Source organism: Variovorax sp. DXTD-1 (assembly GCF_003984625.1).
Taxonomy (GTDB): domain Bacteria; phylum Pseudomonadota; class Gammaproteobacteria; order Burkholderiales; family Burkholderiaceae_C; genus Variovorax.
Genome location: NZ_RWKH01000007.1, coordinates 211,805 through 219,743, shown reverse-complemented (window position 1 = coordinate 219,743; position 7,939 = coordinate 211,805). Strand labels below are relative to the sequence as shown.

Here is a 7,939-nt window from a genome sequence, read left to right as displayed (position 1 = left end):
TCGTACTTCAGCGTGTAGATCAGGTCGAGCCCGCTCGTCTGGCCGGCCTGGCCGCGCAATGTGAGCCGCTGCGTCAGGTCGTAGAAGATGAAGAGGGTGCCGAAGGTGCCGCCCACGCTGCGCTCGTAGGTGAGGTAGAAATCCTTCGAGAGCCGCTTGCCGAGCGTCACGGCCGACTCGCGCAGGTCGCCGCCGTTGCCCGGCCCCTTGAAGCCGAGTTCGTCCAGGCCGAAGCGGCTGGCCAGGCTGCCGCCGCTGCCGCTCTTGCTGACATGCCCGATCAGCGCAAGAGCCGCCTGCTGCAGCAATGCCGATTCGCCGCCGCTGGTGGCCGATGCGCGGCCCAGCACCACCCACGAAAGGGTTTCCGCATCCGACAGCGCGGGCTCGGAGTAGAGCTTGACGCGCGGCGCCTGCGCGGTGCCCGTGATCTGCACGCCGGCGCGTTGCGAGATGTTGGGCCGAATGGCGAGGATGTCGAGCGACGGATTGTCGAACGGGCCGTTGAAGCGCGCGAGGCCCGTTTCCACATCGAGCTGCTGTCCGTAGGCGCGGTACTGGCCCTTGACGGTTCTGACCTCGCCGGTGATGCGCGGCGGCGCATTGAGCCGGTTGCTTCGGATTTCCAGGTCGCCTTCGAGCCGGGTGGTGATGCCGCGGCCCTGCACCGCGAAGTCGTCGCCCAGGTCGAAGTTCACCACGATATCGGGCGGCTTCGCGGTCTGCGGCTTGGCAGCCTGCGCCTCATTGCGCGCGGCATCGCGCTGGGCCTGCTCCGCCGCTTCGCGGTCCTTGGCGGCGGAGCGCACGACCACGTCGGAGCCCAGGCTGGGTGCGGTCTCGTCGGGCAGGATGATCACGGCGCGGTCGGTCTTGAGCTTGCCGCGCACGTTGAACTGGCCGTTGTCGAGCCGCGCCTGCAGGTTGCCCGAGAGCGTGACCTGCCGGTCGGTGCGCACCAGCACGCGCAGCGCGCGCAGGTCGGCCTGCAGGGCCATGCGGATGCCCGTGCTCGACGAACTGGCCGCGCCCCAGCCGATGTCGCCGCGCGCGGTGAGCGAGCCGCCATCGGTGCCGGCTTCGCTGGCCGCCGTGCTGCGATTGCCGCTCTGGCCCGCGATGCGCGCGGTGCTGCCGGCGCCGCCCTTGAGCGTGAACTCGGTGATCTCGATGCGTTCGCCCGTGAGCGAGGCGCGCAGGCGGCCATCGCGCAGGTCGAGCCCTTCGACCGGCGCGCGCAGCGCAAGCTTGTCGGCGCCGAGCGTGCCGTTCCAGCGCGGTGCCGCGCGGTTGCCTGCCAGAACGGCGTCTGCATCCAGCGTGCCGGCCACGCGCCACCCGGGCGGCGCGAGCATCGACCACACGCCGAGGTTGGGCAGCGTGGCCTTCACGTTGCCGGCCAGCGGCGCATCGGCTGCCCATTGCCAGCCGCCCGCGCGCTGCTGCATGCGCGTGTTCAGCTCGGCGTTGATCTTTCCGGCGCGCTCGCTGTCCCAGGCCAATGTGGCGCGCACGGCCTGGCCCTGCGCATCGAGCCGCAGCTCGGCTTGGCGCAGGCCGGCGGGCGTGCTGGGTGCCTCAGCGCCGGCCGTGGCGGAGTTCATCGTGCGCTCGCTGGCCGTGCCGGTGCCGCGGCTCGTGATGCGCGTGACGAGGGCCGCTTCGCCGGCCTGCACGCGGATGTCGCCGCTCTGGCGCGCAAGCCGCGCGTGCGCGCGCAGCGTGGCGCCGGCATCGATGTCCCAGTCGCCGTCGAACATCAGGTCGCCGCTCACGCCCAGTTCGTTGAAGGTGGTGCTGGCGCCGAAAGCCTCGGCCCATGCCATCGGCAGGCCCTGCAGCTTGCCCTTCGACTGCACGCGAAAAGCCTGGTTGGGCGCCGCGCCGCTGCGTGTGAAGCGCAGCGGCTGCCATTCGATGCGAACGGTGCCGGGCGCCGGCCCGCGCAGCGTGGCGTCGGCCGCGGAGGCTTCCAGCTCGAGCCGGCTGGTGGTGCCGCTGCCGCTGGTCCTGATGGTGGCGGTGACTTCGCGGCCGAGCTCCACGGTCCACGGTGCGGCGGCGGTGCCCGCGGTGTTGACCCGCGCGCTGTCCTGGGCCTGCAGCCGCAGGCTGGCAAGGGCCGCGCGCCAATGGTTGGGGCCCGCAAGGCCGCCGCTCGCGCGGGCGTCGAGCGTGAGCCTTTGCGTGCCGGTGGCGGCTTCGCCCTGCAGCGCGAGCGTGGCCTGCGCCAGGCTGCCGTCGAGGGTGGCACGCACGTCCTTCAATTGAACCGTGGTGGCTGCCGCATTGGCATTGGCATTTGCGTTGGCCGCCGGCATGCGCAGGTCGAGGCGCGGCACGCCGAGCGTGGCCTTGAGGCTCGGTTCGGCCGCGCCGCGCTGGGCCGGCGCACCGGGGTTCTCGAGCCGTCGCTGGATGGTCTGCCATCCGCCCTGCCAGCTGGCATCCAGCCGCGCGGAGCCCTTGGCCGTCTTGCCGGCGAACACGTTCGCCATTTCGGGCAGGCCTTCGATCCAGCGCTGCACGGCGTCGGCGTCGTCGATGCGTGCGGTGATGTCGCCGCCGCCTTGCGACGGCGCGATGCGGCCTTCGAGCTGCGCGCCGCCGCCCGGCAACGCCAGGTCGAGCTTGCCGCTTGCGGCCTGCTCGGCCACGCGCACCTGCAGCTTGCCTTCGATGCTGGCGCCCTCGGCCTCCAGGCGCAGCGTGCGCAGGTCGAGCACCTGGTTCTTCCATTGGCCCTGCGCAAGCGCGCGGGCCAGGCCGAAGCCGGGCATCGCCTTGCTGCCGGCACCGCCTTCGGCCCGCAGTGCCAGGTCGAAGCCGATGGTGTCTTCGCGCTGCTGCGCCGTGGCCGTGCCGCTGATGGGCGCGCCCGACAGCTCGCTGTGCAGCAGGCCGGCGCGCACGCCGCGCACGGTAGCGCGCACTTGCCATGGCGCGGGCGCGGGGCTCCAGCGGCCCTCTGCTTCGATGCGACCGCCGCCCGTGCGCAGGGTGGCTCCGGGAATCGTCCAGTTGGTGCCGTCGAAGCCCACGCGCGCTTCCACCTGCTCGAGCGGCAGCGCGCCGTTGTCCCAGGGCCCGGGCACCGCATTGCGGATGCTGGCCGAGGCCTGCCAGGCCGATGCGCCGGCGGCTGCGTCGGGCTGCAGCTCGACGGTGCCCGTCAGGCGCGTGCGCGGTGCGCCGGGCCACAGGGCGGCCGCATCCACGTTGCGCAGGTCGGCCTTGGCGTCGATGACGGGCTGCGGCAGCCAGGGCGCGATGTTGGCCTGCAGCTTTGCTTCCATCGGGTTTTCCGCGGCGGGCTCGGCCGGCTTCAGCTCGGCGGCGACCAGCAGCCGCGCGTCGGTGCCGGCAAGCGTGCCCTTGATGGCCGCTTCGGCCAGCACGTCGATGCTGCGTCCTTCTGCCAGCGGTGCCTTCACGCGGCCGTTCAGCGTGGCGTCGATCGCCATGGGCGCGGGGCCCTGCAGCTTCACGCGCGCGCTGTAGTGGCCTTCGGCAATGTCGACGCCCTTGACCTCCAGCTGATGCTCGGCGCCGGTGTAGCGGTAGCTGCCCGCGAGCTGGTTGGCCTGGAGCGCGGGCGGACCGGCCCACTGCAGCTGGTCGATGCGAAACGGCAGGTCGACCTCGATGGGCAGCGCGAGCTGCTCGAGCGGCTCGGTGGGCGTGTCGCTCGGCGGGCCGCGCTTTTCGATGACGAGCCGCGCCGCGTGCACTTCGCCCAGCTGCAGCTTGCGCTTGAACAGCGGCGCGAGGTGCCAGCCGATGTCCGCCTCGTGCACCTCGACCGCCAGCTTCTCGCTTTGCCAGCGCAGCCAGCCGATGCGCCCGCCCGTGCGCAGCGAGCCCGTGACATCGCGGCTTTCGAGCGTCTGCCCGGCGGGCAGGTAGCGCGCGGCCTTGGCCAGCGCGAACGCCAGCGACTGGTTGGAGCCGAGCCACCACCACGTGCCCGCGCCCAGCACAAGCACCAGCGCGAGCAGTCCCGCGGCAGTCCACCCGAGCGCGCGCAGCACCCGCCGCGTGCGCGAGCGCCGTGCGCGCGGCGCTGGCTTGTCGGGCTGGGGTTCGGCGTCCGTCTGCATTCGTGCGTGCTGGGTCAAAAGGTGAAGCCCAGGCGAAAGTGAAGGCGGAACTTCTTCGTGTCCACGCCATAGGCAAGGTCGGCCTGCACCGGCCCCACCGGGCTGCGCCAGCGCGCACCCACGCCCACGCCAACCTTGGGCTTGAGCTCCCCGGGCTTGTCGGCCACTGCGCCCGCGTCGACGAAGACGGTGCTTTCCCACTCGGTGAGCTTGTCGTTGTAGACGAAGGGCCGCTGCCATTCGAGGCTCATCACGCCCAGGTAGCGGCCCGCCACGATCTGGCCGTCGCTGCGCACGGTGCCGATCTGGCGGTAGCTGTAGCCGCGCACCGTGGTGTCGCCGCCGGTCAGGAACATCAGCGTGGAGGGAATCTGCGCGCTTTCCTTGGCGCTCACCGCGCCGGCTTCGGCGCGCAGCTGGAACCGGCTGCGGCGCGCGAGCGTGGCGGCGTCGCGGCCGTTCGCAAAGCCCAGCGGCAGCACGCCCAGCCAGCGCGCATAGGTGCGCGTGAAAGGCACTTGTTCGCCCGTCAGCGTGTAGCCCGCGGCAAGCTCGAGCGCCAGGCCGTAGCCGCGTGTGGGCGCGGCGTTGTCGTCGAAGTAGCGGCCGGTCCAGCCCCAGTTGGCGGTCACGGCGGAGGCCGATGGCGGGGCGTTGGTGCCGCGGTTCTGGGCGTAGTCGTACTGCAGGAAGTAGCTGCGGTCGATGTGGCCGCTCGACTTGTTGCGCCCGCTGCGCACGCGGCCGCTGTCGACCACGTAGCTGCCGGAGGTCTCGCTCTTGAGTTCGGCGCCGGCAAACCAGCGCCAGCCGGTGTCGTCGGGGATGGCGTTCCATTCCGTGCCGAGCGACTTGATGTCCCGGTCGACCGACAGGCGCGACACGGCGCGCCAGCCGAGCAGCGGCAGGCGGTTGTGGATGTGGTCGATCGACAGCCGCGGCCCGTTGTCGGTGGTGAAGCCGGCGCCCAGCACCACCTTCTGCATCGGGGCTTCGCGCAGTTGCGCGATCACGGGGGCGGCCAGCGGCGTGCCGCTTTCCGTGTCGAGCGTGAGGAACACCGAGTCGTAATAACCGCTGCTGGCCAGCCGCTGCTGGGCGTCGAGCAGCTTCTGCTGGTCGTAGTCGGTGCCGGTGGGGAGCTGCGCGATGCGCCGCGCGCCGTCGGCGTCGTAGCGCTCGACGCCGCGCAGCACGAGCGGGCCGAAGCGGTAAGCCGGGCCCGATTGGTACCTGACGCTGAGCCGCACCTCCTGCCGGTCGGCATCGACCTCGGCGCGGCTCACCTCGATGCTGCCGGTGGGAAAGCGCTTGGCGGTTAGGCTGCGCAAGGCCGTGTTCTTGGCGTTGTCCCAGCCCTGCTGCGTGAAGGGCTGGCCGGCCCGCAGCGCCCAAGCGGTGCGAATCGAATCGCGCTGGGCCTCGGCGGTGGGGTCGCTGGCAATCTGGCCGCCGTAGCTGATCTGCACCGTGCTCACGCGGGTGAGCTCGCCGGGCTGCACGGTAATGACGATCTCGCGCGGGGCCTTGGTGCTGGCCGGCGTTTCGTTGAGCTCCAGCGTCAGCGTGGGCGTGAAGTAGCCCAGCGTGCCGAGCAGCTCGCGGGCATTGGCTTCCGCGGCCACCATGAGCCGCGAGATCTCGGTGGCGCCCAGGTCGTCGAGCGTGCGGTAGCGCTGGATGTCCAGGTGCAGCGCCAGGTATTCGCGCACCGCGGCCGGCCCGCGAACGTCCACCGTGAAGGCGTCGCGCCCGCCGCGCTTCTCGCCTTCCTTGGCGCCTTCGTCAGTGGACGTGGCGGCCGCATCGCCGCTGCGTACCAGTGCCGGCGCAGGGGAGTCCTTGGCCGCGTCTTTCTTGGGCAGCAGGCTGCACCCCTGCAAAAGCATGACGCCGCAAAAAAGCAAAGCCGGCAACCATGCCGGCGCAAAGACTGGGACCACCCTGAACATGGGCGGATTTTGACAGCAAGGCGAGCGGGCTCCGGAAGCATCCGGAAACACATCCGCCCGACCCGCGCCGGCTTACTTCGAAAGCATTCGCATCGCTTCCTCGAGGCCCCGCAGCGTGAGCGGGTACATGCGGTTGGACATGAGCTGCTGCATCACCGCGATGCTCTGGCGGTATTGCCACACGCCCTGCGGCTCGGGGTTGATCCAGGCGAACTTCGGAAACGCGTGCGTCAGGCGCTGGATCCACTCGGCGCCGGCCTCTTCGTTGTTGTATTCGACGCTGCCGCCGGGCTGCAGGATCTCATACGGGCTCATGGTCGCGTCGCCGACGAAGATGAGCTTGTAGTCCTTGTTGTACTTGCGCAGGATGTCCCAGGTGGCGAACTTCTCGGAGAAGCGGCGCCTGTTGTTCTTCCACATGAAGTCGTACACGCAGTTGTGGAAGTAGTAGAACTCCAGGTGCTTGAACTCGGTCTTTACGGCCGAGAACAGCTCTTCCACGCGCTGGATGTGCTCGTCCATGGTGCCGCCCACGTCCATCAGCAGCAGCACCTTCACGTTGTTGTGGCGCTCCGGCCGCATCTTGATGTCGAGGTAGCCTGCATTGGCCGCGGTGGAGTGGATGGTGTGGTCCAGGTCCAGCTCTTCGTCGTGGCCTTCGCGCGCAAACTTGCGCAGCCGCCGCAGCGCCACCTTGATGTTGCGCGTGCCCAGCTCCTGGCTGTCGTCGTAGTCCTTGTAGGCGCGCTGGTCCCACACCTTCACCGCGCTCTTGTTCTTGCCCGCGCCGCCGATGCGAATGCCCTGCGGGTTGTAGCCGCCGTGGCCGAAGGGCGAAGTGCCGCCGGTGCCGATCCACTTGTTGCCGCCCTCGTGGCGCTCCTTCTGCTCCTCGAAGCGCTTCTTGAGCGTTTCCATGAGTTCGTCCCAGCCCATCTTCTCGATCTTGGCTTTCTCTTCGGCGGTGAACTCCCGCTCCAGCGTCTTGCGCAGCCAGTCGAGCGGCACTTCCTTGGTGAAGTCGGCCAGCATCTCGACGCCCTTGAAGTACGCGGCGAAGGCGCGGTCGAACTTGTCGTAGTGCTTCTCGTCCTTGACCAGCGCGGTGCGCGAGAGATAGTAGAAGTCGTCGATGCCGCAGGCGCCATCGGAGTTGGGCCCCACCACATCGGCCTGAAGCGCCTCGAGCAGCGTGAGGTATTCCTTGACCGACACCGGCAGCTTGGCCGAACGCAGCGTATAGAAGAAATCGATCAGCATGGCGGGCCTTTCCTGGGGCTTCCCTTCAGCTTCGGGGCTTGTCGAGCAGATAGCGCAGCTGCGCCTTCACTTCGGGCCACTCGCCTGCGCGCAGGCTGTACATCACTGTGTCGCGGATCGTGCCGTCGCGGCGCATGGCGTGCCCGCGAATCACACCGTCTTTCCTCGCGCCGAGCCGCTCGATGGCCTGCTGCGAAGCGAAGTTGAAATTGTCGGTGCGCCAGCCCACCACGTTGCAGCCGAGGGTATCGAAGGCATGCGCCAGCAGGAGCAGCTTGCAGGTGGTGTTGACATGCGTGCGCTGGCAGCGCCTGGCGTACCACGTGTAGCCGATTTCGACTCGCTTCACGGCCGGCAGGATGTCGTGGAAGCTGGTGCTGCCGAGCACCGTGCCGGTTTCGGCCTCGGTCACGGCAAAGGCAAAGCGGTGGCCGGCTTCGCGCCCCTGCAGGGCGGCTTCGATGTAGGCGCGGGTTTCGTGCGGCTCGGGCACGGAGGTGATGCGCAGCTTCCAGAGCTCGCCGTCGGCCGCGGCGGCGCGCAGGCCCTCTTCATGGTCGAGCGACAGCGGCACCAGGGCCAGGTCGCGCGCCTTCAGCGTGACAGGTTCGACAAACGCCATCTCAC

4 protein-coding genes are annotated in these 7,939 nt (G+C 69.8%); all 4 read right to left on the bottom strand.

What is annotated here, in order from left to right:
• The coding region (locus EJI00_RS09200) for a translocation/assembly module TamB domain-containing protein (protein ID WP_126747146.1) at positions 1-4,100 on the bottom strand (4,100 nt) is incomplete at its 3' end.
• 14 nt (positions 4,101-4,114) lie between these two features.
• Positions 4,115-6,052 carry an autotransporter assembly complex protein TamA gene (locus EJI00_RS09195; RefSeq protein ID WP_126747145.1) on the bottom strand — a complete coding sequence of 646 codons (1,938 nt, stop codon included), beginning with the start codon at positions 6,050-6,052 and terminating at the stop codon, positions 4,115-4,117.
• Positions 6,053-6,124: 72 nt separating this feature from the next.
• Positions 6,125-7,312 (bottom strand): vWA domain-containing protein, encoded by a 1,188-nt coding sequence (locus EJI00_RS09190; RefSeq protein ID WP_126747144.1) that lies wholly within the window; start codon positions 7,310-7,312, stop codon positions 6,125-6,127.
• A 25-nt stretch (positions 7,313-7,337) separates the two neighbouring features.
• Entirely contained in the window at positions 7,338-7,934 is a 597-nt protein-coding gene (locus EJI00_RS09185) for a GNAT family N-acetyltransferase (RefSeq protein WP_126747143.1), read from the bottom strand.
• Between the last annotated feature and the right edge of the window lie 5 nt (positions 7,935-7,939).